This is a genomic window from Sedimenticola hydrogenitrophicus (assembly GCF_029017505.1).
Classification (GTDB): domain Bacteria; phylum Pseudomonadota; class Gammaproteobacteria; order Chromatiales; family Chromatiaceae; genus Sedimenticola; species Sedimenticola hydrogenitrophicus_A.
Window position 1 is genome coordinate 44,719 of the sequence record NZ_JAQGEI010000031.1, and the last position, 23,364, is coordinate 68,082.

Genomic DNA, 23,364 nt, shown 5'->3' on the forward strand with positions numbered 1-23,364 from the left:
TTTGGGTGGCCGGCATAGGGTCCGGCGCGGATAGAAGGTGGTGACAGGATTTATCCTGCACGAGATGCTCAAACCAAATCCTTCAAGTACACGCTTCGACAGCAGTGAGATTGTGAGCAACAGGCCGGCATGATGAAGATGTAGTACGAAGCGAAATCACCTCATGGAGGGTTGACAGGGCTCGCCTCATAGAAGGGTGGGCACGCTTTTTGTGCCCACGCGGAGAACTCGGTGGGGCAGGATGCGGTGAGCTTGCGAACCGCATCAATCACCCCTGCCGCGCATCCCCGCTACCGCTTCAGCGGGTGATCGTCCGGCAGCAATTTGGCGATCCAGATCGCCAGCTTGTGGCGCATCCCGGCATCGCCCATCTGGTCCTTGGCCAGCGGCTGGATCTGCTTGTCGTGGACCAGCAGCTTGTAGAGGAACTCCACCTTGAGCTGTTGTGAATCGGTGGCATCAAACTCGGCGGCTCCCCGTTTCTCGGCATAGATCATGCCCACACGGATGGCCTCTTTCAGCAGCTCCTTCTCATTCTTGATCTTCTTCATCGATCTACTCGCTACCGATCGGCTGATTGCGGGCAATAACCCAGCACCGCGGGTTGTTGCTGTAACCGATATGTCCGTAATATGAATTTGCCGCCGGCGCCGCCAGCAGAATCAGATTGCATTTCGGACCCAATTGACCCTGGGTAATGATTTGCAGCTGCTTGCCTATGCCGCGTCTCTGGTAGTCGAGATGCACCGCCAGGTCGGATAGATAACAGGCATAATGAAAATCCGTCATCGAACGGGCCATGCCGACCAGCGTGTCGCCATGCCAGGCGCTGACCGTCAGGTTGCTGTTGTTCAACATGCCTTCCATGCACTCACGATCATCGATTGGCCGGCGCTCTCCCAGTGTTGAATGAACCAGCAGGTTGATGAATTGATCGGTGGAAACCGCTGCGTTGATCCTGTATTCGATACTCATCGCTCTCCTCTTGCAATTCACAGGGTGGTGCGAACCAACTGAACACGAATAAGGGTGACTTCGCAACAACTTTGCGCAACGCCCGGGGCATTCAGGAACTTTGCAGCACGCCCTTCAAGGCGGGCGCCCCCCTGCCGCTAAGGAAACAAGGCGGACGTTCCGCGCGGGAGACTGGTTCATGGGGCTATACAGCAACACTGCCTTGACCGAGACCCGGGATGCATCCCGGGCGGTGGAGGAGATCCGACGGCAACTTGACCCCGCCGGCCTCAAGGCCGTGCTGCTCTTCGTCTCGATAGACTACGACCTGGAAGCGCTGGCCGGCGAGCTCCGCGGGGCCTTTTCGGTCCCGGTCTTCGGCTGCACCACCGCCGGCCATATCGGCCCGGGCGGTTACCAGCGCCGGGGCCTGCAGGCCACCGGCATCTACGGCTCCTCGGTATCCGTGACGATCGAGCTGATCCATCCACTGGACCAGTGCCAGGCGGCCGTCTCCGCACTGGGACAGAAAATCCACTCCGATCCTCTCCGCAAGGAGACCCGGCGTTTCGGCATACTGCTGGTGGACGGCCTGTCGTGCCTGGAAGAGCGGCTGGCGGCGGCGCTGCATCACTGCTTTCCGGACATGCCCCTGATCGGCGGATCCGCCGGCGACGATCTCTCCTTCCATTCCACTTTTGTGTACGCCGATGGGCGCTTCCTGTCCAATGCCGCCGTGTTGGCGCTGTTCGAGACGGATGCCCCGTTCGCGGCCTTCAAGTTCCAGCATTTCGTACCCACCAAGGAGCTGCTGGTGGTCACCGAGGCCGACTCGGAAAACCGCACGGTGCGGGAGTTCAACGGCGAACCCGCCGCCCTGGCCTATGCACAGCGCCTGGGACTCACGGTCGATGAGCTGTCACCGGAAATTTATTCGCGTTTTCCGGTCATGTTCAAACTGGGCACGGACTATTACGTCCGCTCGATACAGCAATGCAACGCCGACCTGAGCCTGACCTTCTACTGCGCGATCGCCAAGGGCATCGTGCTGCGCCTGGGAGAAGCGGTCAGCCCCCTGGAAGCGGCGGAGAAGGCGTTCGCCGACGTGCACCGCCTGGTGCCGAACCCCAGTTTGATTATCGGCTGTGACTGCATACTGCGCCGTCTGGAATTCGAGCAGACCGGACAGATCGGGCCAGTGGGGGAACTGCTGGCGCGCAACAGGGTGATCGGCTTCAGCACCTATGGCGAACAGTTCAATGCGCTGCATATGAACCAGACATTCACCGGCCTTGCCATTGGAGAAATGTAATGGATGAGCAGGTTCATCTGCTGGAGCAAAAAATCGCGGCCCAGGAAAAGACCATCCGGATACTCTCGGAACGACTGGAACAACAGACTGCCGACAACATATCCGGCTTTGCGCTATTTGAGCAGAACATTGTGCTGGAAAACGTGGTCACCACCCGCACGCGGGAGCTTGAAGCCCACCGCATAGAACTGGAACGCGCCCTGACGGAGCTGAAGGCCGCCCAGTCGGAACTGTTGCAGGCCCAGAAACTTCAGGCCATCGGCCAGCTCGCCTCCGGCATCGCCCACGAAATCAACACACCGACCCAGTACGTGGGCGACAACATCACGTTCATCACCGAATCGTTTGCCGACCTGCTGCAGGCCCTGCAGCTGTGCGAATCGATGTTGGCCGAAACACCCGATGGCGAATCCCCGCCAGAGTGCCGAAGCACGCTCGCCCGGGCCATGGAACTGGCCGATTATCATTACCTGAAAGAGGAGATACCGCGTGCCCTGAAGGAGTGCAAGGATGGCGTAAAACGCATCTCCGGCATTGTCGGCGCAATGAAAGAGTTCGCCCACCCCAGCGGCGGCATCATGCAGCCGGTGGACTTGAATCATCTCATCCGCTCCACCGTGGAGATCTGCCGCAACGAGTGGAAACTGATCGCCGAACTGGAAACAGAACTCGATCCCGTAATGTCCTCGGTGCTCGGGCTCAAGGATGAACTCGGCCAGGTCCTGTTGAACCTCATTGTCAACGCCGCCCACGCCATTGCCGACGGCAAAACCGCGGGTGACAAAATGGGGCTCATCCGCATCGCCACCCGGTGCGACGGCGACTGGGCCGAGATTCAGGTTCAGGATAATGGCTGCGGGGTACCAATGGAGTTGCGACAGAAAATATTCGAGCCCTTCTTTACCACCAAGGAGGTGGGTCGGGGATCCGGGCAGGGACTGGCCATCGTCTACCACGTGGTGACGGACAAGCACCATGGCGAATTGACAGTCGACTCCGCACCCGGCCAGGGAACCATCTTTACCGTGCGGCTGCCGATGGCTTCCTGAGGCGCCCGGCCCCGGGCGCGGTCGACCTTGGCGGCCCGGCCAATACGGAAAAGCATGTTATGGCAACCCGGGCGTACACTCACTGAGGGGCTTATTGATGAAGAACAGAATCAACGGGAAGTCGGTTTGGTGGTTTTTGCTCCTGCTGCTGAGCGCAGAGAGCTGGGCGCAGCAGGGCGCTGAGCTAATGGAGCCGGGGTCGATGAAGCGGGGGGCGACAGTGGACCCCTTGGTCTGGGATGGGCCCCGGACCGGGCCCGCCGCCCAGGTGAACCGCACCCTGGTGTATATCGCCGAGGACCTTAGAAACGCCGGTATCCTCACGGTGGGCGAAGCGGTGCGCGAAGCCGCGAAAGCGATCGGCTGGCAAGTGCATTTTCTGGATATAGGCTTGGCGGATGCCCAGCGCGAAGCGGTCTTTGATCGGGCGCTTGCCCTTAAGCCCGACGGTTTGATCTTCGGCGGGGGGGATGCCGTGACCAATAAAGAGCAGCTGCAGCGCTTCCAGCGCGCCGGAATTCCCGTGGTCGGTTGGCATACGGGGCCTTCCCCCGGGCCCATCGCCGGGACGCCGGTTCTGTTCAATGTCACCACCGATTCGCTGAGCGTTGCCCGCCGGGCCGCGGAGTACGTGATTGAAGATTCGCAGGGAAAGGCGGGCGTGGTGATCTTCACCGATAGCCGATTCGCTATCGCCCTGCAAAAATCCGCGGCAATGGCCGAAATCATTCGCCGTTGCGCCGCCTGCTCCCTGCTCAGCGTGGAAGATGTGGCTCTCAACGATGCGGCCCGCGCAATGCCGGTGATTACCAAATCGCTACTCGAGCGTTATGGTGAGCGCTGGACCCACAGCCTGGGGATCAACGACCTCTACTTTGATCATGCCGTGGCCACCCTGGTGATGATGGGACGCTTTCCCGACGGGGCACCGGCGAATGTGTCCGCCGGCGATGGCAGTCCTTCTGCATTCATGCGCATCAGCAACCGCAGCTACCAGTTGGCGACGGTGCCTGAACCGCTGTTTCTGCAGGGATGGCAGCTGGTTGATGAGCTGAACCGGATTTTTTCCGGGGTGGCCCCGAGCGGCTACGTAAATCCTCCCTTTCTGGTGACCGGGGACAATATCCGCGGCAGCATGAACGTTCATCAGGTATTCGATCCTGCCAACGACTATCGCAACTACTATCGCCTCATCTGGAGCGGGGGAGCCCCTTGATGCTCGATTGCTTCAAACTGTATCGCATCCGCTCGAAACTGCTGGCGGTCTTTGTGACGGCGGCATTGATTTTCAGCGGCGGCGGGGTGGTAACCATCGTTTTCTTTAACGATATTCTCGCCACCACCCAGGGTTTTGTCGATGACACCCTGCCGAAAATCAATGCCGCCAAACACCTGGATATCACGGCCCGGGACATCGATGTCAATATCCATCGCCTGATGAACGGCCGTGATCGCAGGGAGTTGAATCTCTACTTCGCTACGACCAGCGATCTGCTGGAACAGCTTGAGCGGTTGACGGCCGCCATGTCCCAGGAAGATGGGCATACCAATATCCTGAGTCTGAACCGGGCCAGCCAGGCGATACGTACGCAGGCCCAGCTGGTGTTTCAGGTGTCGACTCAACGGCTCCTGCTGCAGACCCAGGTGGAGACTCTGAGCCGACGGGCCCGACAGGGGTTGCAAGAGATGGCGGTCCAACACGCCGCGGACGCTTCGGGTGCGGAGGCCGCGCCGCCCGAGGTGCGGCACCGAACGGTGCTGGCGATGCTGAACAGCGCCGAGCGGGGTTTGGTGGCCGGCTCGGAAGCCGCCGTCGAAGAGCAGCATCAGCGATACCGGCGGCACATGGCACAGTTCCAGGAGGTCGCCGGCCATTTTCATTTCAGCCACGTGGCCGAGCCCTCGACCTCGGACGACCCCTTCGCTGAATTGGAGCGCTTCGCCGGCCTGTTTGCCCTGCGCAGCCAGCAGATCAGGCTGGATGCCGCCATCGCGGTGTTCCTGAACCAGCTGAATCAAGAGATGACCCAGTTATCGGCGGTCGCCAGCGACCACTCCCGCCGGGTGTTCAACCACTTTCAGCTCCGAGCCGACGCGCTGTTGACCCGCCAGCGGCAGGTTATCGGGTTGACCCTGGGTTTGATTCTGATGGCCAGTTTGGCGCTGTTTATTGTCCATCGGAAGCTGGTAGTGAAAGGCTTTGGTGATCGCTTGACCCAGATCAGCGCCGCCATGGAACGGGTTCCCAGCAAGTCGTCCCACACCCTGGTTCCGGTTGCGGGAACCGATGAGATTGCCTCCATGGCGAGGGCGCTGGAAGGGTTTCTGGCCCAGGCGTTGCGGCTCAGGCAGTTGGCTACCGAAGATGAACTGACGGGAGTGGATAACCGCAGACGCTTTCTTGAACGGGCGGCGCTCGTCGCCGAACAGAGCAAACGCGATGCCAAACCGGCCTGCCTACTGATGCTGGATATCGACCGCTTCAAAGTCGTCAATGATACCCATGGCCATGATACGGGGGATCGGGCGTTGAAAGCCTGCGCCCAAACCTGCCTGGGGTCGATTCGCCCCCTGGATCTGTTTGCCCGTTATGGGGGCGAAGAGTTCGTGCTGTTGCTGCCGGATACCGATTGCGCTCCCGGTATGGCGGCGGGGGAACGCATCCGCAAGGCGGTCGAGGCGTTACGGATCCCCTTGGGCGGCGGGGAGCAGTTGCGGTTTACCTTGAGTATCGGCATGGTGCAGGTCGATCTCAGCCGCGTTACCATCGAAGAAGCCCTGAAGCGGGCGGATCAGGCGCTGTACAGGGCAAAATCCGACGGGCGCAACCGCCTGGTATGCTGGAATCCAGACGCCGAGAACGCCGCTTGAGGGTGGCTGCACGGTGCACCGTTATGAGCCCCGCAATTCCCGGATCTCTCCGCCGGTCGGTGGCGAACAGCCGTTTTTCGCTTGTTTCTGCCACACTCACGGCGCAACCCGCTGTCGCGGTGATATTGGATTCGGCAGTGAAAGGCCCCGCACACCATGACTGATGCAGTGATAGTAAGGGGTGCCGGCCAGGGCGACCATCCAACCGCCTCGAACCGTGCAATAGCGATCAACCCGGCTAGAATATCCACTGATACTACAATTAGCCGCCGGCCTCATGCCGATCGGTCCTTGCGAAAAGCCACATCGGGTACCCGGGAGAAATGTTGTGAAAGCGAATATTGAATGCCTGGCCGCAATCCTGGCCCTGATCCTGGTCCCCGCTATTGGTGCGGCCGAATCCGCGCCACTGAGCCAGCTGCGGCAAAACACGCATTTCCACGGAATTGCAGTCGATCCGCGGACACCGGGCCACCTCTACCTGGCGACGCATCATGGTTTTTACCACCTGGCGCCCGATGGATCGGCGACACGGCTTTCCGAGGATCGCAATGACTACATGGGCTTCACGCCACACCCGCGGGATGTCGATATTCTTTATGCCACCGGGCATCCGGCGCGGGGCGGGAACATGGGGTTCATCCGCTCCAACGATGGCGGAAAAACCTGGCAGCAGGTCTCCAAGGGCGTTGAAGGACCGGCCGATTTTCACCAGATGGATGTCAGTCGCGCGGATCCGAGTCATGTGTACGGTGTCTACCGGGGGAACTTGCAGCATAGCGCGGACGGTGGAGACAGCTGGAACATCGTGGCGCCGGCGCCGAAAGGGCTGATGGACATCGCGGCCTCGGCGCAAGACGTCAACCGGCTCTATGCCGCCACGCAACAGGGGTTGTTGAGCAGCGACGATGGGGGTCGAACCTGGCGCACCGCATATCTCTTCCGCTAGCCCGCCACGCTGGTTTACACCGGCACCGGGGGATCGATCTACGCCTTCATGGCAGGCCGGGGTCTGCTGCGCGCCGACGAATCCACGCTCGGCTGGCGCCCGCTCGGTCCTCAGTGGGGCGAGCGCTACCTGCTCCACCTGGCCGAAGACCCGAACAACCCCGGACGCCTGTATGCCATCACCAACGATGCGGAAATCCTCGTTAGCCAAAATGGTGGCATCGAGTGGTCGCCGTTCTGATCCGGCCGCAAGTGGTCCGGTTCGTCTGTTCCGGCACATAAAAAATCCGGATGGCAAGGCCATCCGGATGGTTCGCGGTCCAGTCGCTGTTTATTAGAGTCCGCTGGGTCCCCGCAGCGCCTTGCGAAAGGCCTGTTCCTCTATTCTGGTCCTCACCGAATCGGTTCCGGCTGCGGTAGCGGGCATTGAGCTGAAGTCGTGTTCAGCCGTATAGGCCACGGTACCCCGGAACGCCTTGCGGAAGGCCTGTTCCTCTTTTCCGATCTTCACCGAACTGCTTCCGGCTGCGGTAGCGGGCATTGATCTGAAGTCCTTTTCAGCCATATAGGCAACGGTACCCTGCAGTGCGTTGCGGAAGGCCTGTTCCTCTTTCCCGATGCTTTCGGCTGAGGCCAGGGCCACGCCGGAAGATACAAGAGTGGCCAGTATACAGAGGGTGGCGGTGGTCAGTGTTTTCATGGAGATGCCTCCTGAAGTTGCCAAGTCATTGTTGACATTCACCCTAGGAGACCCGGCAATAATGAGCTTTATTTCGACTTCCACCTATTGAATCACCCGTCCGGGTATCCGATTTAGCCGGTAGTAGCAAAACGGTGGGTCCTATCCCGATTCGAGCTAAGAAAAGAGTTGGAACAAGATTTGCTTTTCCTCGCTGTCCGTCACGGCGGCCATGGCCGTTGTGAAAGCCTGCACGTTTTTATCGTGATGGGCGAGCAATCGTTCCAGTTCCAGATTCTCCGCGGCACTGGGTGCGCCGCCCAACTTGTACTTGGTTTCAATGGCGACCAGGTAGTCAAAATGGGCGATCTTGCTATTGCTCATGTCGAGAAAGGCCCGGTAGGCTATTCTTGCTTCCTCACTCAACTCATCCACGGAGGGCATGATCTTTATCCGGTTACTGTTACTGAAGGCAGATTATAGCTGTTGATCGGCGAATGGCGTTGCCTTCGTCGGATCACGAACACCGGGTTTCCTCATCCGATGGGAGATGCTGTTCCAATGCGGAGGTCCATCCGGCCTCGCCCATTCAACCATACAAACTCTTAGGTTGTCCCATAAACAAGTCATCGCCTGTTTCCCATCACCGTCCAATTTACCGTATCATCCGCACATGACAACGATCATCTCCATTGCCAATCTTTGCAAGACCTACGAGGGCGGCCACCAGGCGCTCAAGCAGGTCAATCTCGATATCCAGGAGGGCGAGATACTCGCCTTGCTCGGCCCCAATGGTGCCGGGAAAACCACAATGATTTCGGTGATATGCGGATTGGTGTCCCCCACTTCCGGTACGGTTACCGTGGGTGGTTTCGACATCATTGAGAACTATCGGCAAACCCGCAGCCAGATCGGCCTGGTCCCGCAGGAGCTCACCCTGGCGGCCTTCGACAGGGTCTGGGATACCCTGTGTTTCAGTCGCGGCCTGTTTGGGAAAAGACCGGATAACGCCTATCTCGAACAGCTGCTCAAGGATCTGTCATTATGGGATAAGCGGAACAACGAACTGCGCACCCTCTCGGGGGGCATGAGGCGCCGGGTGCTGATCGCCAAGGCGCTGTCCCATCAGCCGAAAATCCTATTCCTGGATGAGCCGACGGCCGGGGTTGACGTTGAGCTGCGCAAGGATATGTGGCGAATCGTCAACCGGCTGCGTGACTCGGGTGTCACCATCATCCTGACCACGCACTATATTGAAGAGGCCGAACAGATCGCGGACCGGGTGGGCGTCATCAATCATGGGGAGCTGTTACTGGTCGATGACAAGGTCAACCTGATGCAGGAGCTGGGGCGTAAACAACTGATCATTGAACTCAAGGAACCGATTAATAACATACCCGAGTCGATGGCTTCCTATGCGCTTGAACTTTCCGATGATGGCCATGAACTGATTTTCACCTACGACACCCAGGGTAAGAACACCGGTATCACGGCACTGCTCCAGTCGATGCATGCAGCCGGAATATCCATGAAAGACCTCAATACGACGCAGAGTTCGTTACAGGATATATTTGTCAACCTGGTGCAGGCACAACGATGAACATACAAGCCGTAAAAGTCATCTACAAATACGAAATGTTACGCACTTGGCACACCCTGTTCCAGAGTATCGCATCACCGGTTTTATCCACCGCGCTCTATTTTATTGTGTTCGGCTCGGCCATTGGCTCGCGCATACAGTCAGTTGATGGCGTCACCTATGGGCTGTTTATCGTGCCGGGGCTGATGATGCTATCCATACTGACGCAGAGCGTTTCGAATGCATCGTTTGGTATCTTTTTCCCCAAATTTACCGGCACGGTATATGAGGTCATGTCGGCCCCGATCTCCTTCTTCGAAATCCTGCTGGGCTATGTTGGGGCCGCGGCGACAAAGTCCCTGATCATCGGCACAATCATCCTGATCACCGCCAGTTTCTTTGTCGAGTTACGCATCGATCATCCGATCTGGATGGCCATGTTTCTCATCCTGACCTGCGTCTCATTCAGTCTGCTGGGCTTTATTATCGGTCTGTGGGCAAACAACTTCGAAAAGTTACAGGTAGTACCCCTGTTAATCATCACGCCGCTGGTGTTCCTTGGTGGAACCTTCTACTCGGTCAGCATGTTACCGCCCGTGTGGCAAACCGTTACGCTGTTCAACCCGGTGCTTTATCTGGTGAGTGGATTTCGCTGGAGTTTTTTCGAGGTGTCGGATGTCAATGTAGGCATCAGCCTGGGCGTCATCCTGCTGTTCCTGGGAATCTGTTCCGGCATCGTGTGGTGGATGTTTAAAACAGGGTACCGCCTCAAGCAGTAATCCGATTTCACATAGCCCTGGTTTTACAGAGCCGGGCTCGTGAGGTCGAGATACTCACTGTTTTGGCCGTCAACCGCCCAGCGTAAAGGGCTCCGAAGCCTTTGATTTCCCCTTACTGGAAGCCGGTTGACGCTGGCGAGGCGTGATCGCCGGACGGCTAGGTATTTTAGTACTTTAATGTTCTTCAGAGTACTCCGGTGAGGTAAGGAAAAAAAGGCCACTGGTGTCACCATCAGTGGCCTTGCATGCAGTTGCGATCAAGCGGCCGCCAGGCTCGTGCCCGCTTACTTGTTGACCAGCGATTCCGGATCGAGCAGATAGGCCATGACGTCGGCGATCTGTTGCTCGGTCAGGATTCCGTTGGCGCCGAACCTCGGCATGTTGGTGCAGGGGAAGGAGGCATGTGGGTTATAGATCATGTCGTAGGCGTACTTGAGTACCTCCTCGCCGGTACCGCGCTGCTTACCAAAGCCGGTCAGGCTGGGACCGATACTGCCGCCAGTGCGGTCGGTGGCCAGCTGGTGGCAGTTGTAGCAGGTGGCGCCGGGCTCGCGGGTCTCATGCTTGTCCGGATTGTGCGCGGTGCGGAAACCGAAGCCGGACCAGGCCAGTTCGCGGCCTTTTTTCCAGTCGCCGAGCTTGATCCCGCCCTCCGGGTACTTGATAGACGCCAGCGCCAGGCTGCGGACCTTCTCCGCCGTCTGGGTATCGATCCCGTTGCCGTTGCGCGCGACCGCGGAGCAGATCTTCTGTGTCTCGTCCTGGGTCAGGCGTACGCGCCCGGTGGTGCCTTCCTGGGTCGGCTGATCCTGGTAGAAGCCATCGGCAGCGAACACCAGTTGCTCGGCCAGCGCCTCCGCCTCTGCGTTGGCGGAGCCGGACTTGCCCGTGCCGGTTGCGGTGCAGCCGGCGGTGACCAGGAGCAGCGCAGTGGCGGCAGCGATGACGGGCGTGTTGGTAGTTTTCTTGAACATATCTCGAGTCCTCTCGTCCGTCGGCGATTATCGTTTCAGGTCGGGCAGGATGGCCGGTTGGCCCCGCGCCGCATCGGTCCAGAACAAGATTAACGCTATGGCCGTGTCGGAACCGGGCTTGATGTTGGGATAGCGCATCTGGTACAGGCAGCCGCGCAGACGATGCTGGCTGCTGCGCACGTTGTGCTGGCCGACACGTTCCGCAGGCCACGAAACCGCCTTGGTCCATTCCTGCGGCTCGTACAGGTTCGGCAGCACCGAGGCGCGAATGCGCTTGCCGGTCTGGGTGTGGCAGGTGGCGCAGCTGAAATCCATCGGCCCGGCACGGCGATAGAACATCACCTCGCCGGCATCGCGCAGGGCCTTTTCCATCGGGTGCTTCTGCGACGGATTCCAGGGCATGCCGTTGGACTGCATGGCGATGTAGGTCTGCAGTTTCATCATATCCGAGCCGGAACCGTGCCGCGACTTGACCGGCTTGTCGTCGCTGGCGAAGCCTTGCAGCGTGGTCATGCAGTGGATCAGGCGCGCCTCGAGGTCCATCACCTTGCCAGTGTCGGCGAAGTAGCGCGGCATCTCGACATAGGCTCCCTTGAGCACTCCTGGGCCCTTGCCGAAGTCGCAGCCTTCCAGTGAGACGTTGTTGGGTCCGCGTGCCTGCTTGAACAGTTCCTCGCCATCGTCGGCGACAAACAGCGCCGGGTTGTCCGGCATGATTATAAGGTTCTGCTGGCTTTGGGTCAGGTAGGGAGAGTTGGAATCGTCGATCAGTTTCTGCAGCACCACTTCGGGTGCCGGTTCCGCACCGGCGGTATCTGCCAGGAGCAGCACAACGGGTAGGGCAAGCAAGGTTTTTTTCAACATTTACTTATTCCTCTGGAAGATTGGGATCCTGTGCGGAATCCGGGCCATCCTGGAATTGACCCGCACCGCCTGGACCGCCGCGAGTATAAGAAGCATAGACGCCTTTTCCGTTCTGGCCAACGGTGATTCACGAGCGCCAGCAGGTCATCCGCCCCGCTACTACCGGGAATTCTCGCCAGCTTCCACCTGGCTGGTCGCGAAATCGGCTCACGTTCTGGCCGATCCCCGATGATCAATGGGGGGCGGCAGCAGCTTGGCAATGCCGCACAATCTGGCGGGTGAGACTCCCGCCCGGGTAAGCGCCAGCCACGTGCCCGGTATCGAGCCTTGCAGCGGTAGCGGCAACGGTAAGGTTGATGCGTGGGCGCGAAAGCAGGCGAGGTGCAAAGCTAACGGGTGAAGCCTACGCTGAAGGTGTAGAGCATCGAAAATTGACTAGCCACTACACCCAACCGTCAAGCCATGAGTTTATTTCCATGCATTCGGCATGGTAGATTGCATTTGTAACTTTATGGGAATAATGTGATGCAATCCAAGGAAAACCACCATACGTTAAACTACTTTTCCCAATAGCATCAGCGATTGATATTTGCTGCAATGCCACGAACTAAAAGCAGGACCCATATAATACCTGCAAAAAATCGTCTCCTTGACCATAACTAAAGAGCCATACGTATGAGCAATGCATATCATCGCCTGGGGTTGTTGGCTGTTCTCTTCTTATTTTCCAGCGTATCCAACGCAATCACTTTAACCTGGGTAGGTTGTGGGATAACAAAAAAGGCCTTCATGCAGGAGTTGGTGGTAGCCTATAAAAAAAGTACCGGAACTGAGATTTTACTGGAAGGTGGTGGTGCTACCAAAGGCATTAGATCGACGACAGAGCACACTGCCGACATGGGGGGGTCCTGCCGGTATCGGGTTAAAGGTGAAGCGCCTGACTCAAGGATCACCTTTAATCCCGTTGCCTGGGATGCCCTGGTAGTCATTGTCAACAAAGACAATCCGATTGAATCCATCAGCATGGAGCAACTCAGATCACTTTATCGCGGCGAGATTAACAACTGGCAGCAACTGAATGAACAGGACAGGCCGTTGGCACTGGCGGTCCGCAATGGCAAGATCTCCGGTGTTGGTCTGACGATCAGGCAATTGGTCTTCAACGATCCTGACATGGATTTTCCACAGAACAATGTTTACAAGTCTTCCGGCCCTCTCGAGGAGGCCGTTGAAAATGACTTGAATGCGATAGGCATGACGGGGATCAGCAGCGCACGTAAAAGAAACGTAAAAATCCTAAAGCTGGACAACAAAGAACCCAGCTTTGACAACATCAAATCCGGTAATTATCTTTTATACCGTCCGCTCTACCTGGTGATTGACAAGCAAAGCGAAAATATAAAAGAACTCGAGAAGTTTCTGGGTTTCGCTCACTCAAAAGCCGGCAGGGATATCATTCGCAAGAATGGTGTGGTCCCGTATCTCGAAGCACTTGCCCTGAGCATTAAACAGCAGTCGCAATGGAAAAAAGCCAGGAACCAGGCTAACTAAACGGGTAATAGGGGACCCGATTTCTGGATTCTCTATGTTGAATAACTATTCATCCAAAATAGAACCGTGGTCTGTCCCCGATTACTCCTCAAAACCTCTGAAATAAAGGGGGCGGAGGGAATGTTTTTAATTCCCCTTTTCCCTTCTTTTTCCTTTCCACACCTATTTTCCCCTTAACCAGGATCGGCTAATGGGATACCCATCGGTCGTGGGGTTGTGTGTGATCAATTCCAGCTCTTTTTGTTGTCATGATTGACAACAAAAAGGAATGTTGCCATGATTGACAACATGAAGGCGAAGTTACTCATCCATGAAAGACGGGTGCTGTCCGACAACGAACTGGTTGAGATGAAGATCTGGCAGGTTCCCGTCTCTGTTGATCCTAGTCGGCACAACTACAAATACAGCTTGGTGTATATAAGTGACGGGGTGAGGGTAGTGGGGTTTGATAACGAGCGGGGAAAGGGCGATCACGTTCACTTGGATGGTCGTGAATATCCTTATGGATTTAAAGGCGTCGACCGGTTGGTGGAAGATTTTATCGCGGAGATCGAAAAGCGGAGGTCATGATGAAACAGACATTGACTATTACAATTGAGCGAGACTGGGCGAATGGCCTGCGCCGTGATGCAGCCCAGGCGTTCCAGGGCAAACGGGTTGGTAATGTACTGAGCTTTTCCGAGCCGGAGCTGTTTTTCGGCAAGCTCACGGCCAACCGCTGGGCGTTGGTACGCAGCCTGCAAGGTGCTGGGGCGTTGGGTGTGCGTGAAGCGGCCCGACGGGTAGGGCGCGACGTACGGCGCGTGCATGATGACCTTCAGGTGCTGATGGAGTTGGGGCTTTTGGAAAAAACTGATGATGGTAAGGTCTTGTGCCCTTTTGATGATATCCATGTGGACATGCATGTTAGGGCTGCGTGAGTAGAAATGGTACAGGCTGAAATGAGCAGGCGAGGCGAGTAGTTGTTACTCCAAAACTCGCCGAAATCGGTAGTCCTTATCCGCAAATAATCAGGCTTGGCGATTATTCCCGCGTTGAATCAAATGTAGTGGCGCACCAGGAAGGTTGATTCGTGGCCGTCTTGGCATATGCTGATCTCCATGGTCATGAATCATCCCCGACGATAACATCAAATCCGTGTCCCCTTTTGCCTCCGGAATTCAGTCGGGAATAGTTACTGTCCCCGGAATTCCAGGTATTGAGGTAGACTAAAGACCAAGCGGGCAACCGTACGAGTGAAAATGATGGTGCGCATTCGATGGACTCACAAATTACAGGTGCTGCACAGGCGTTAGCCAGGGGAGATCCTCTGGGCGCACTAAACCGGGTTGCTTTACGCGACGATGCTCATGCTTTAGCCCTGCGCGGTATTGCGATGGCGCAGCTCGGTGATTTTTCCAGGGCCAGAAGCTTGATGAAAAACGCGATACGGGCCTTTGGGCGCAAAGAAGCGCTGGCCAGGGCGCGCTGCATTGTTGCCGAGGCGGAAATTGCGCTTGCTTCGCGCGATCTGGGCTGGCCGTCAAGGGTGCTCGACCCAGCGCGAAAAACCCTGGAAGCCCGTGGCGATCTTGCTAATGCCGTTCACGCACACTACCTCCAGATTCGGCATTTATTGCTGACAGGTCGAATTGACGCTGCCACAACTATGCTCACTAATTTCGATCCCTCCGCTTTGTCGCCCGCGTTGCGAACCATACACGAGTTGGTCACCGCAGGAATTGCCATGCGGCGCCTGCAAGCAAAAGCGGCGCGCGCCGCGCTCTCCCGGGCTGAAGTTTCCGCGCAACAGGCGAGCATTCCCGCACTGGCGGCGGAGGTTGAGAGTACATTGCGCGAACTGAATTCGCCTGCTGCGCGCCTGATCGAACAACGCGGCGAGCGCCTGTTACAACTCGATGAAATCGAAACCCTGTTCGCATCCAATGCTTTTATTGTCGACGCCTGCAGGCTGACCGTGCGCCATGGTGTACATGCTATTTCACTCGCAACACGTCCGGTATTATTTACCATAGTACGCGAACTGGCTGAAGCATGGCCGGAGAATGTTTCGCGGGATCGATTGATTGAACAGGCTTTCCATATAAAGCATGCCGATGAATCGCTGCGCGCGCGCTTGCGCGTGGAAATCGGACGGTTGCGCGCCGCTCTGAAAATACTGGTCAATATAAATGCAACAAAAGCAGGTTTTATTTTGGAGGTAAACCCTACGCAAAAAGTGCTTGTCTTGGCGCCGCCGGTTGAAGAGAAACACGCGGCGGTACTCGCGTTACTGGCTGATGGCGAAGCCTGGTCTAGTTCGGCCATTGCACTTGCATTGGGCACAAGTCAGCGCACCGTGCAGCGCACACTCGAGGTGTTGTTAACTGAATCGAAGGTACAATCGTTTGGCCGCGGTCGGGCTCGGTGCTGGTTATCTCCCCCGGTGCCGGAATTCGCGACAACTTTGTTACTCCCGCACTCGCTGGCAACGGACTAGGATTACTCCACGAACGCAATAAACGAGGAGACAATCATGAAACAGACCACAGCCAATATCATTGATGAGTACGGTCCATTTTCCGGTGTCGATGCGGTTCACGGTGTCAGTTATGACGGCCAGAAAATCTGGTTTGCATCGGGTGACAAACTCCACACCATCGACCCCGCGAGTGGAAAACAGGTCGCTTCAATCGATGTCACTGCAAATGCCGGTACGGCTTATGATGGTCAATACCTGTATCAGATCGCCGACGACCACATCCAAAAGATCGACCCGAACAGTGGCGAGGTACTTTCCAGCATTCCTACCCCCGAGAGTGGCAGCTCCGGGCTCGCCTGGGCTGAGGGCAGCCTCTGGGTAGGGCAGTATCAAAACCGCAAAATCCACCAGATTGATCCGCAAACGGGAGCGCTCATCAGTAACATCGAGTCCAACCGTTTTGTTACGGGCGTTACCTGGTTGGATGGCAACCTTTGGCACGGCACCTGGGAAGGGGATGAGAGCGAATTGCGGAGAGTTAACTCCCAGACGGGAGAAGTATTGGAAAGCCTCAAAATGCCACCAACCATCGGTGTGTCTGGACTAGAGTCCAACGGCAAGGACCGGTTCTACTGCGGTGGTGGAAACTGCGGCAAGGTAAGAGTCGTATTATACGCCGAGTAAGAATATTTTAAGGAAACCGAACAAGGAAACCGGGTCCCATTGATCCAATCAACAATAAAGTTTCATCTGACCCGAATGGCACTTACTTAATGCGAATTGCAGGATTTTCGTCATTCCATCCTTTGGTCCGTAACCGGTGCATCCATGCACCACTTCTCCGGCGCAAGCCGGACAAAAGCGCGAAGCGCATTGAACGACTGAAAGTCGGCCCGAAGGGTGAGCGAAGCGAATAATCCAGGATTATCGCCACCATTAAGCAATCTGGATCCCGGCCTGCGCCGGGATGACGGTGGTTCTTGGCTTAAATAAGTGCGATCCGACTCTGATAATCCCCACATATTCACGGTGTTGTTAGTCGTTCTTGTGAATGACAGCATATATGCTATCATTTTGCTCATGGCAGATATAGTTGTGGTAGACACAAGCGTTCTGATTAGCGCCCTGATCGGTGAAAAGGGACCAAGCAGGGAAATACTGCGGCGCTGCTTAAAGGGTAATTATAAACCGCTGATTAGTAACGCCTTATTTTCTGAGTATGAGGATGTCAGTGGCAGAGAACGAATACTTGGCGCATGCCCATTAAACGCCCAGGAAATTCGGGAGTTACTTAATAGCTTCTATTCAGTTTGCCAATGGGTATCGGTATATTTTTTATGGAGACCCAATCTTAAGGATGAGGGCGACAATTTCTTGATAGAACTTGCCCTGGCTGGCAATGCCGATTTCATTATCAGCCATAATGTAAATGACCTGCATGGTGCAGAGCTTAAATTCCCGGATTTACGAATACTCACACCAGAGCAGCTGTTAAGAGGTGAATGAAATGGCAACTTTGACCATTCGAATACCAGATGAAAAGCACAATCGCTTAAAAGCATTAGCAAAGCACCGGCATGTGAGCATAAATAGATTGATTGATGAACTTTCTACACAAGCTCTCGCCGAGTTTGATAGCGAAGTTCGTTTTCGTATGCTTGCAGCAAATGGTGATCCTGTACGTGGTTTGGAATTACTGGACAAGCTCGATTCCCACTTTTCCAAAGGTTAACCATCCCTCTAATCAATCGAGTCTGACCCCATTGATCACGTTGGCTGGCAATGCCGATTTCATTATCAGCCATAATGTAAATGACTTGCATGGTGCAGAGCTTAAATTTCCGGAATTACGCATACTCACACCAGAGCAGATGTTAAGAGGTGAATGAAATGGCAACTTTGACCATTCGAATACCAGATGAAAAGCACAATCGCTTAAAAGCATTGGCAAAGCACCGGCATGTGAGCATAAATAGATTGATTGATGAACTTTCTACACAAGCTCTCGCCGAGTTCGATAGCGAAGTGCGTTTTCGTATGCTTGCAGCAAATGGTGATCCTGCACGTGGTTTGGAATTACTGGACAAACTCGATGCCCACTTTTCCAAAGGTTAACCTTCTCTATCAATACTCTATCAATAGGGTCAGTGTCATTGATTTCCTCTCAGCGCGGAAAAATCAATGACTCCGACCCCATTGATCAATGTGTTTAACCGTATCACTGGTGGTGCACTTACAACTTGAATTCACCTCCAATCAACAATAAAGTTTCATCTGACCCCACATATTGAACGCCTTGCCCTGCTGCTCGATCAGGAGTGGCTGAGCCGTGATCAGCGCCGCCACGAACGGCTCATCCGCCAGGCCCGCTTTAAGCTTGGTGCCAGGGTGCAGGAGATCGACTACCAGCATCCACGCAACATCAGCCCGGCGCAGATCGGCCGTCTCGCCCAGGGCGAATGGATCATCCGCGCCCAGAACCTGCTGATCACCGGCCCCTGCGGCAGCGGCAAGACCTACCTCGCCTGTGCCCTGGGACACAACGCCTGCCTGCAGAGCTACAGCGTGCGCTACTACCGCCTCTCTCGGCTGTTCCTGGAACTCACCCAGGCCAAGGCCGACGGTAGCTACCACAAGCAACTCAAGCAGTTGGCCAAGATCCAATTACTGATCATCGATGACTGGGGACTGGAGCCGCTGACTCCGGCCAACCGCAATGACCTGATGGAGATCATGGATGACCGCCACGGCCACACCGCCACCCTCATGATCAGTCAGCTACCCACCGACCAGTGGTACGCCAGTATCGGCGATAGCACGCTCGCCGACGCCATCCTCGACCGGCTGATGCATAACGCCCACAGGCTTCAGCTCAAGGGCGAGTCGATGCGCAAAATCCTCGGGCAGTTGACTGAAGATGAACACCTGGGGTAATAATCCCTCCGCGTGATGCGTTGTGAAATCAGGTGTTCACGTTCGGCCGGAATCGCTGTTCAACTTCGCCGGAATACGCAGATTGACAACAAGAAGAAATGTTGTCACGATTGACAACGTGAAAGCGAAGTTACTTATCCATGAAAGACGGGTGCTGTCCGACAGCGAACTGGTTGAGATGAAGATCTGGCAGGTTCCCGTCTCTGTGGACCCCAGTCGGCACAACTACAAATACAGCTTGGTGTATATAAGTGACGGGGTAAGGTTGGTGGGGTTTGATAACGAGCGGGGAAAGGGTGATCACGTTCACCTGGATGGCCATGAATACCCTTATGGATTTAAAGGGGTCGATCGGCTGGTGGAAGATTTTATCGCGGAGATCGAAAAGCGGAGGTCATGATGAAACAGACATTGACTATTACAATTGAGCGAGACTGGGCGAATAGCCTGCGCCGTGATGCAGCCCAGGCGTTCCAGGGCAAACGGGTTGGTAATGTACTGAGCTTTTCCGCGCCGGAGCTGTTTTTCGGCAAGCTCACGGCCAACCGCTGGGCATTGGTACACAGCCTGCAGGGAGCTGGGGCGTTGGGTGTGCGTGAAGCGGCCCGGCGGGTAGGGCGCGACGTACGGCGCGTGCATGATGACCTTCAGGTGCTGGCGGAGTTGGGGCTTTTGGAAAAAACTGATGATGGTAAGGTCTTATGCCCTTTTGATGATATCCACGTGGACATGCATGTTAGGGCTGCGTGAGTGGAAATGGTGCAGGCTGAAATTAGTTTGGATTCTGACTGTTAATGGCCATTTAAACTGACCCACTACTGGCCATTTATTTTGACCCACCCTGGGTGGCTTTGGCCACCCAGCCATGTAGTGTTCCCGGTCTTATCCAGAGGGGGCCGTGATCCTGACCACCAACAAGGACTTCACCAGTTGGGGCGAGTTCTTCCATGACGACAACGTGGCGGTGCCGATCATCGACCGGATCATCCATCATTCACACATTTTTATGCTGGGAGGTGAAAGCTATCGACTGAAACAGAAATCAAGCACTTAACGAAAGTAAGTGGGTCAATTTTATTGGCCAAAAGTGGGTCAAAATAGATGGCCATTGACACTGACGAATTCACCTTGATTTATTATATCAATCGAATCTGACCCCATTGATTTACATCTGACCCCACATATTTTAATCGGACCGCGTTTCGAAAATTTCTATGAGTTCATTCGACTTGCCCTTGACGCGGAAGCGTGCCTTCTTGCCCTTGGCACCATCAGTCAAGGACTGAAGACCTGTGCCGTCTAACTGAAAAATGAACGGACCATACCTTAAGCTGAGCATTTTTCTCCCTGGTTTAAGATCAACGCCCTCTACAAGGCCCACATATTCACCGTCTCTCAACGTAATTGATCGGGTCTCGGCATGCGAGGATATCTGTTCTTGCTCTTGCCGAGAAGCGCTTTGGTTCAATTCGAATAATGTCCGAACCAGCAACTTCGTAGTTTCCGGACTTCGATTCTGCTTGCGGTCCAACTTAAGGCTCTTGATTACCTTAACCGCATTCGCGCAAGCTTGATCGAATCCACTGTCGAGTGAGGACAAATTTTCTAAGAACTTTGGGTCCCGCTGAATGCCCGTCTTCTTTATCCACGGTGCAATCTGCTTCTTAACCAAAAGACCTATATGAAATATCCAGTCCTTCATGTCCTTGTTACGGTGAAATCGATATTTCAGGAGACTAATAATGTGTCCACTCGCGAAATACAAGCCTGGATAGTCACTTTCTGAGAATATTTCGCTGGATTCATTTCGATTATATTCTTGAAGAAGATTGCCATAGTAATAGTGCACTTTGTGGGGCTCCTCCATGGCAACCGAAATGAAACATTTGATTAATTGCGGCGCTGATATTATCGATTTTTGAGGGATGTCGTCATCATCGTCAAATTGATGAGGACGCCTCTCATAATAATATGAAAACCCGGAAGATCTCATGGCGGTAAAGAAATCTTCCAGCGTCTTATGGTACGGCCTAATTGTCGCAAATGCTTCCTTCGTTACGTGGGACTGACTATTAGTTGTCGCAATTATTCTTCCATACAGATCTATATTGGTGGTCTCAATCAGCTTGACCGTTAAATACATCGCATCGCTAAGGTCACTTTTCCTCTCATATAGCACATGGCTTGTTTGGCAGCCATTCACTACTTGGAATCTAGAAAGCTGAAAAGTGTCGCCCGATGGAACCACGTTCCCCGCGACCACCGTGACCCCATTGTTCAATACGGCAAATCTGTCGCGCTCGTTTGGGTCCAGCACTGTCTTTTCGATGGCGGAATTGACAGGGTTTGAAACACCTAGAAAGTCACGCACATTCTCTGTAAAGAGAGCTTTGTTAAGCTCACCATTTTGCTTGCAAAGTAAACTAACGTAATCCGAGCACCTAACCACACCGAGATACGCAGCAGTAGCGCCTGGAATTGGCGGAATTGCAGTGTGCCGCTGAAATGAAAGCATACCGGTAACATCGTTCTTTGTTGTCCTATACAAAGTAGCAATGTCATCGCCATCATGTATTTCAGAAATAACGCTGGAGAACTTGTATTTTTCAGCTTCAAGTGCAAGTCTTTCGTTTTCTATCGAAGCCAATATATTGCTTTCGCCCAAGCGATTCTTCCCTGCATAGGAATAGTGCAGACGAACAGTAGGGAGGGCGCGCAGCTTTGCAGACCTCTGATATACTACTTCCTTTATATTGAAAGCGTTTAACAATTCAGCCGGAACGGCTGATGGATGATCGCCGAAGAATGCTCGCACTGTGGCGGTAAACTTCAGATACTCCCCGAGATCAAATGATGTTGATGTCTTTGTTTGTACGAAATGAAATTCAGCATCGAATTGTTGGCGTGTGAGTGATTTTGCATCCTCTATTTCGTCAACTATTACGCCACCGATAACAACTGCGATTCCATCAACTCCAGTGGCTTGGCCTGTAGCCACCTTGTCGAAGTCGAATGAGTCGTAGTAGTCAGTTTTTAAGATACAGTAGTTGACGAATTTCTCGAACCTGAACTCTTCGGTGTCGTCTGTAAGATCGAATCGACTCGAAAATTCATTCAGCATTCCTTTCAGGATGATGTTATCCATAAATTGTTCCTGTTGCTTTGATTAGAAGCTTCTCTGAGCATAGCTGCGGAATGGCTCAGGCTTTTTGTATTTGCCGAAAGTAAGACAGGAATTCTGGAATTCTTGGGACACGACACTTAATTGCAGGAGTTAAGTATTGTGTCCCCTGAACTTTGACGAAAATAAGTGGGACAGCAGTGAGTCCACATTGATTACATTTCAACAGTTTTACTGTTTTTTAGGTTGATTCTTGACTTATCAAATTGCAATGGATTAGAAAATATCAAAACTTCATCGCCGACACGATTTGATGCACTTTGTGATAGCTGATAGATCATTTTCCTATACTGTGAATATAAGCTTAAAATATAATCTTGGTTATCATAAGATATCATCCATGTTCCATTCATGTCTGCAACGAACTCTGCAAGCTTTCTATGGTCACTGTCTTTATAAAAGTTCATATATAGGTCAGCCCCTTTTTTGTAATACGGCGGGTCTAAATATATGAATACATCATTCCCATGCTTATTTAGTTTTCGTATAAAATTGATTCCGTCCATATTGGAAACCTTAATTCTTTTTTTAAATCTGCTAATTTTTTGTATTCTTTTTATTAGGTCAGATTTATTAAATCTAGCATCAATTTTATACTTGCCCTTCTGATATTTACCACCAATAACCCCACCTTTAATTACTCCTGATACATTCGTTCTGTTAAGAAAAAATGTGGACTTTGCCAGTTCATCAATAGTTGCCGATGATGCATTTTCTTGTATTCTCTTGTAATACGTCCATGATTCCATATCAACTTTCAAAAAATCAATCCACTCGCAGAAATCATCAGCATCATTAATAACAGTTTTCCAGAATGCGTAAATTGACTTGTCGTAATCGTTAATATGAATACTGTCCACATACTCTCCGTAAAGAAGTCTCAGAGCTAAACCAGCACCACCAGCGTAAGGCTCAGCATAATCAATTCCTATCAGGCCATTTTCATATATAAGGCTTGATACAAATTTAAAAATGCAGTTCTTACCGCCAGGATATCTAAGAGGAGAATTATAATGACTCATTATTTAATTACGCATGCGACAAGCTGATCATTCCGCCAATTGCAATGGAAACTGCAAGCATCTGGTCTTTGCTTGATGATGATGAATAGCTATGCGCACCAGTATGAAGTAGCTGTGGCAAATTATTATTATCAACATTATTATTACTTAGTGTCGTTCTAATGTCTTTGCTCATTCCTTTCTTTGCTTCGTCGAAGTACTTATTT

At 53.9% G+C, this 23,364-nt stretch carries 28 protein-coding genes and 1 pseudogene; 20 read left to right on the forward strand and 9 right to left on the reverse strand.

Annotated features, from left to right (window positions below; translation table 11 throughout):
• Positions 1 to 290: 290 nt before the first annotated feature.
• Positions 291 to 551 (reverse strand): DUF5062 family protein, encoded by a 261-nt coding sequence (locus tag O9K64_RS17520; RefSeq protein ID WP_275099403.1) that lies wholly within the window; start codon positions 549 to 551, stop codon positions 291 to 293.
• Positions 552 to 555: 4 nt separating this feature from the next.
• Positions 556 to 975: a GNAT family N-acetyltransferase gene (locus O9K64_RS17525; RefSeq protein ID WP_275099404.1), complete on the reverse strand. Its 420-nt coding sequence runs from the start codon at positions 973 to 975 to the stop codon at positions 556 to 558.
• Positions 976 to 1,153: 178 nt separating this feature from the next.
• Between O9K64_RS17525 and O9K64_RS17530 the strand changes: the two genes are divergently transcribed.
• The 6 genes from O9K64_RS17530 (at position 1,154) to O9K64_RS17555 (ending at position 7,375) form a co-directional block, all read left to right on the forward strand.
• Entirely contained in the window at positions 1,154 to 2,266 is a 1,113-nt protein-coding gene (locus O9K64_RS17530) for an FIST N-terminal domain-containing protein (RefSeq protein WP_275099405.1), read from the forward strand.
• Positions 2,266 to 3,315 carry a sensor histidine kinase gene (locus O9K64_RS17535; protein ID WP_275099406.1) on the forward strand — a complete coding sequence of 350 codons (1,050 nt, stop codon included), beginning with the start codon at positions 2,266 to 2,268 and terminating at the stop codon, positions 3,313 to 3,315. The genes O9K64_RS17530 and O9K64_RS17535 overlap by 1 nt, the downstream gene beginning before the upstream one ends.
• Positions 3,316 to 3,412: 97 nt before the next feature.
• Entirely contained in the window at positions 3,413 to 4,531 is a 1,119-nt protein-coding gene (locus O9K64_RS17540) for a substrate-binding domain-containing protein (protein WP_275099407.1), read from the forward strand.
• Positions 4,531 to 6,186 carry a GGDEF domain-containing protein gene (locus O9K64_RS17545; protein WP_275099408.1) on the forward strand — a complete coding sequence of 552 codons (1,656 nt, stop codon included), beginning with the start codon at positions 4,531 to 4,533 and terminating at the stop codon, positions 6,184 to 6,186. Before O9K64_RS17540 ends, O9K64_RS17545 begins: the two co-directional genes overlap by 1 nt.
• Positions 6,187 to 6,514: 328 nt before the next feature.
• Entirely contained in the window at positions 6,515 to 7,135 is a 621-nt protein-coding gene (locus tag O9K64_RS17550) for a WD40/YVTN/BNR-like repeat-containing protein (RefSeq protein ID WP_275099409.1), read from the forward strand.
• A gap of 48 nt (positions 7,136 to 7,183) precedes the next feature.
• Positions 7,184 to 7,375, forward strand: a complete 192-nt coding sequence (locus O9K64_RS17555) for a hypothetical protein (RefSeq protein ID WP_275099410.1) — start codon at positions 7,184 to 7,186, stop codon at positions 7,373 to 7,375.
• 93 nt (positions 7,376 to 7,468) lie between these two features.
• Here O9K64_RS17555 and O9K64_RS17560 read toward each other — a convergent pair whose 3' ends face one another.
• The gene (locus O9K64_RS17560) at positions 7,469 to 7,834 is read right to left on the reverse strand and encodes a hypothetical protein (RefSeq protein WP_275099411.1); all 366 of its coding nucleotides are present in this window, start codon (positions 7,832 to 7,834) and stop codon (positions 7,469 to 7,471) included.
• Positions 7,835 to 7,990: 156 nt separating this feature from the next.
• The gene (locus O9K64_RS17565; RefSeq protein ID WP_275099412.1) at positions 7,991 to 8,257 is read right to left on the reverse strand and encodes a hypothetical protein; all 267 of its coding nucleotides are present in this window, start codon (positions 8,255 to 8,257) and stop codon (positions 7,991 to 7,993) included.
• Between the two features lie 229 nt (positions 8,258 to 8,486).
• On the opposite strand from O9K64_RS17565, the gene O9K64_RS17570 reads away from it, so the two are divergent.
• Together O9K64_RS17570 and O9K64_RS17575 are read left to right on the forward strand one after the other, a co-directional pair.
• Positions 8,487 to 9,413, forward strand: coding sequence for an ABC transporter ATP-binding protein (locus O9K64_RS17570; RefSeq protein ID WP_275099413.1), 927 nt, complete (start codon positions 8,487 to 8,489; stop codon positions 9,411 to 9,413).
• Positions 9,410 to 10,171, forward strand: coding sequence for an ABC transporter permease (locus tag O9K64_RS17575; RefSeq protein ID WP_275099414.1), 762 nt, complete (start codon positions 9,410 to 9,412; stop codon positions 10,169 to 10,171). The genes O9K64_RS17570 and O9K64_RS17575 overlap by 4 nt, the downstream gene beginning before the upstream one ends.
• Before the next feature lie 284 nt (positions 10,172 to 10,455).
• Here O9K64_RS17575 and soxX read toward each other — a convergent pair whose 3' ends face one another.
• The gene (gene soxX / locus O9K64_RS17580; protein WP_275099415.1) at positions 10,456 to 11,145 is read right to left on the reverse strand and encodes a sulfur oxidation c-type cytochrome SoxX; all 690 of its coding nucleotides are present in this window, start codon (positions 11,143 to 11,145) and stop codon (positions 10,456 to 10,458) included.
• Between the two features lie 27 nt (positions 11,146 to 11,172).
• Positions 11,173 to 12,009, reverse strand: a complete 837-nt coding sequence (gene soxA, locus O9K64_RS17585; RefSeq protein WP_275099416.1) for a sulfur oxidation c-type cytochrome SoxA — start codon at positions 12,007 to 12,009, stop codon at positions 11,173 to 11,175.
• Between the two features lie 675 nt (positions 12,010 to 12,684).
• Here soxA and O9K64_RS17590 point away from each other — a divergent pair.
• The 12 genes and pseudogenes from O9K64_RS17590 to O9K64_RS17650 form a co-directional block, all read left to right on the forward strand.
• Positions 12,685 to 13,560 carry a substrate-binding domain-containing protein gene (locus O9K64_RS17590; RefSeq protein WP_275099417.1) on the forward strand — a complete coding sequence of 292 codons (876 nt, stop codon included), beginning with the start codon at positions 12,685 to 12,687 and terminating at the stop codon, positions 13,558 to 13,560.
• 276 nt (positions 13,561 to 13,836) lie between these two features.
• Complete coding sequence (locus O9K64_RS17595) at positions 13,837 to 14,130, forward strand: toxin-antitoxin system TumE family protein (protein ID WP_275099418.1); 294 nt, start codon at positions 13,837 to 13,839, stop codon at positions 14,128 to 14,130.
• A complete protein-coding gene (locus O9K64_RS17600; RefSeq protein ID WP_275099419.1) occupies positions 14,130 to 14,480 on the forward strand; it encodes a hypothetical protein in 351 nt (116 codons plus the stop codon). Before O9K64_RS17595 ends, O9K64_RS17600 begins: the two co-directional genes overlap by 1 nt.
• A gap of 338 nt (positions 14,481 to 14,818) precedes the next feature.
• Positions 14,819 to 16,039: a helix-turn-helix domain-containing protein gene (locus tag O9K64_RS17610; RefSeq protein WP_275099421.1), complete on the forward strand. Its 1,221-nt coding sequence runs from the start codon at positions 14,819 to 14,821 to the stop codon at positions 16,037 to 16,039.
• Positions 16,040 to 16,075: 36 nt separating this feature from the next.
• A complete protein-coding gene (locus O9K64_RS17615; RefSeq protein WP_275099422.1) occupies positions 16,076 to 16,705 on the forward strand; it encodes a PQQ-binding-like beta-propeller repeat protein in 630 nt (209 codons plus the stop codon).
• Positions 16,706 to 17,101: 396 nt separating this feature from the next.
• Positions 17,102 to 17,527, forward strand: a complete 426-nt coding sequence (locus O9K64_RS17620) for a putative toxin-antitoxin system toxin component, PIN family (RefSeq protein ID WP_275099423.1) — start codon at positions 17,102 to 17,104, stop codon at positions 17,525 to 17,527.
• Between the two features lies 1 nt (position 17,528).
• A complete protein-coding gene (locus O9K64_RS17625) occupies positions 17,529 to 17,753 on the forward strand; it encodes a toxin-antitoxin system HicB family antitoxin (protein ID WP_275099424.1) in 225 nt (74 codons plus the stop codon).
• 158 nt (positions 17,754 to 17,911) lie between these two features.
• The gene (locus O9K64_RS17630) at positions 17,912 to 18,136 is read left to right on the forward strand and encodes a toxin-antitoxin system HicB family antitoxin (RefSeq protein WP_275099425.1); all 225 of its coding nucleotides are present in this window, start codon (positions 17,912 to 17,914) and stop codon (positions 18,134 to 18,136) included.
• A gap of 207 nt (positions 18,137 to 18,343) precedes the next feature.
• On the forward strand, positions 18,344 to 18,955 hold the full coding sequence (gene istB, locus O9K64_RS17635) for an IS21-like element helper ATPase IstB (RefSeq protein ID WP_420493182.1): 612 nt from the start codon (positions 18,344 to 18,346) through the stop codon (positions 18,953 to 18,955).
• Positions 18,956 to 19,037: 82 nt separating this feature from the next.
• On the forward strand, positions 19,038 to 19,355 hold the full coding sequence (locus O9K64_RS17640; RefSeq protein ID WP_275099426.1) for a toxin-antitoxin system TumE family protein: 318 nt from the start codon (positions 19,038 to 19,040) through the stop codon (positions 19,353 to 19,355).
• Positions 19,355 to 19,705, forward strand: a complete 351-nt coding sequence (locus tag O9K64_RS17645; protein ID WP_275099427.1) for a hypothetical protein — start codon at positions 19,355 to 19,357, stop codon at positions 19,703 to 19,705. Before O9K64_RS17640 ends, O9K64_RS17645 begins: the two co-directional genes overlap by 1 nt.
• 136 nt (positions 19,706 to 19,841) lie before the next feature.
• Positions 19,842 to 20,009 (forward strand): annotated as a pseudogene (locus O9K64_RS17650) (ATP-binding protein); the annotation flags it as partial.
• A gap of 132 nt (positions 20,010 to 20,141) precedes the next feature.
• Here the strand turns inward: O9K64_RS17650 and O9K64_RS17655 are convergent.
• From O9K64_RS17655 to O9K64_RS17665, 3 genes are all read right to left on the reverse strand, one after another.
• A complete protein-coding gene (locus tag O9K64_RS17655; protein ID WP_275099428.1) occupies positions 20,142 to 22,100 on the reverse strand; it encodes an AIPR family protein in 1,959 nt (652 codons plus the stop codon).
• A gap of 191 nt (positions 22,101 to 22,291) precedes the next feature.
• Positions 22,292 to 23,158, reverse strand: a complete 867-nt coding sequence (locus tag O9K64_RS17660; protein WP_275099429.1) for a DNA adenine methylase — start codon at positions 23,156 to 23,158, stop codon at positions 22,292 to 22,294.
• 7 nt (positions 23,159 to 23,165) lie between these two features.
• Positions 23,166 to 23,364, reverse strand: a 199-nt coding sequence (locus O9K64_RS17665; RefSeq protein WP_335342314.1) for a hypothetical protein, incomplete at its 5' end; no start/stop codon positions are given.